Annotated in this window: 1 protein-coding gene; it reads right to left on the bottom strand. The window is 29.2% G+C overall.

Annotation, left to right across the window (positions count from 1 at the left end; all coding sequences use genetic code 11):
* Window positions 1-130: 130 nt before the first annotated feature.
* The gene (locus H2684_RS12225) at window positions 131-1,438 is read right to left on the bottom strand and encodes a transposase (protein ID WP_182089678.1); all 1,308 of its coding nucleotides are present in this window, start codon (window positions 1,436-1,438) and stop codon (window positions 131-133) included.
* Window positions 1,439-1,590: the final 152 nt, after the last annotated feature.

Genomic DNA, 1,590 nt, shown 5'->3' with positions numbered 1-1,590 from the left:
AAATATTATAGATTGAAAAATAAAAGTTAAAAATTTCTTATGAAAACGCACATTACAATTAATGGTAACATAAAAATAGGCGGACTGATTCTAAGGTAAAAGTGTATGTTAAAAAATAGTAGGTTTTAAGCTAAATTGCTCTCTTTAATCCCGATAGGGATCTAGTTTTATCAGAGTTATTAGATTTTATAGCTGCTATCGCAGTTGTTAGGAGACATATATGTCCTATAGTATTTAAGTTTGAAACAGAATTTATATTTCTGACATAAGCTCTTTCGTTATTAAGCTTTTTCCATCTGGAATTATATCTTTCAGATTCTGTTCTCAAACTGTAGATGGCTTTAAAAAATTTAGACTCATGATTAATTGAAGCTCTATAGTCAGTACCTTTATTTATATAACGGACACATCCTCTGTTTTTCCTGCCATTGAAATATTTTTCATGTTTGCAGGGACACAGTGAATCATCTTTGGATTTTTTAAATGGGCAGCAAAATTTTTGCTTGATGTATGAATCAAAATACTGTCGTCCATCTTTATGCATGGCTAGACCGCCTTGACAAATAATGTTTCCAGTGGAAGTTAATTTAGGATTTTTCTTTCCTCTTTTGTTCATAGCGATAAAGGCAAGACCTTTTAGGTTGTTTTTTATAAAATCATGATTTAACTTTGAATCATAACCTTTATCTGCAATAACATAACTTCTATTAAGTGAAAACCAGTTGTTTGTACTTGAAAGAAATTTAGTTAGAGTAGAAATTTCATTGATATCAGCAGTACTTGTATATTCATCTATAGGGAGTCCAGATACTGCATCACAAATAATGTGATTTTTATAACCCCAGTAAAATTCATATTTTTCACTTGATTTATTAGAGTTATTATTGATTTTAATGTTTTTGGAGTTATTAGCAGTATGTACTCCAAGTTTACAGTCTTTATCAGACTTTGGAGGATTTTTCTTTGAAAATTTATTTGATGCGAAGCATTTAGGGTTATTAAGTTTAGTGTTTGCCTTAACTGGAGTTGCATCAACAGATATAAAGTTGCTATCTATAAATCCAAGTTTCTTGAGAGTATTTACTTGGTGTTTCATAATTTCTTTCAAACAGGAGTTTTGAATATTTTTTATAAACCTTTGAAAAGTCCTGTATGAAGGAAGTGGTTTAAGAATATTAAAGCCACAAAGATGTGCAATAATTAAATTGTTTTCTAAAAAATCTTTAAGATCAGTAATTTGAGCAAATTTCTCACATTTCATGACTATGAAAGCTCTAAAAAGAGCATGTCTTGAAAAACCGATAGGTCCATATTTAGAAGGAACCCTATCGGGTATAGGAGATATATCAAGATTTTCAAAAATATTAGTATAAAAATTTATAGTATTTTTAGAAGTAAAAAGCTCAATTATATTAAAGATTTCTTGACGTTGGTACATAGAGATTTCCTCCTTTTAAAATTTTTATAGATTGCATATTTTAAAAATTCGACAAAAGTTGAGGAAATCCTATGATATAAATTTTAGTGATAGAAAAAAATAGCCCTCATGGGGCTAGAAGAATGAAGGTCTTAGAGTTATGCTCAAGGCTA

This window comes from Clostridium sp. cel8 (assembly GCF_014050525.1).
GTDB lineage: Bacteria > Bacillota > Clostridia > Clostridiales > Clostridiaceae > Clostridium_B.
This window is presented reverse-complemented; position numbering and strand designations above follow the sequence as displayed.

Excerpts from the sequence above, each read along its gene's own strand:
- H2684_RS12225 (WP_182089678.1), bottom strand. The coding sequence starts at position 1,438 with ATGTACCAACGTCAAGAAATCTTTAATATAATTGAGCTTTTTACTTCT.